Annotated in this window: 1 pseudogene; it reads right to left on the bottom strand. The window is 43.1% G+C overall.

Annotated features, from left to right (window positions below):
• Positions 1-292: 292 nt before the first annotated feature.
• A pseudogene (locus tag PG888_RS23120) lies at positions 293-448 on the bottom strand (diacylglycerol kinase); the annotation flags it as partial.
• Between the last annotated feature and the right edge of the window lie 74 nt (positions 449-522).

The raw sequence follows: 522 nt of genomic DNA, 5'->3' as shown, positions 1-522 counted from the left end.
GTATTAGCTGGTCAAGGATGGCGATCATACCTCAGAAGCCGCGCCACGCCTCGCTCATATGAGGGGATGGTTAAGGGGGATTACCTCATTACTTAACTAAGTGTCAAATTTCGTATGAGTAGAATCAAGACCGAAAAACAGTCATAATAAAATATGGTTATTTTCGCACCTATGGTGCGGGCTAAACAGACAAAAAGTTCCACCTTATGATTAGCATCTATTATTTTTTCATTTAACAGCCACCATTTATGGCGGCTGCCATGAATAATTAAAAATATTATTGATGATAACACTACCACCAAGCTAATAAATTACGCCCTGTCAATGCCCCCCACACTATGGCATTCAACATCAGAGCAATGAAGACAGCCGCAGAGCCCATGTCCTTAGCTCGACCAGAAAGCTCATGATGCTCTGACCCTATTCTGTCTACTACTGCTTCAATAGCCAGGGCGGGATCGCACTTTGTTAATGAAATTTGAACAGGCAGATCGTCTGTGATCTAATCGCGTCTCCATGCAG

The organism is Aeromonas sp. QDB23 (genome assembly GCF_027707745.1).
GTDB classification, from domain to species: Bacteria; Pseudomonadota; Gammaproteobacteria; order Enterobacterales; family Aeromonadaceae; genus Aeromonas; species Aeromonas allosaccharophila.
This window is presented reverse-complemented; position numbering and strand designations above follow the sequence as displayed.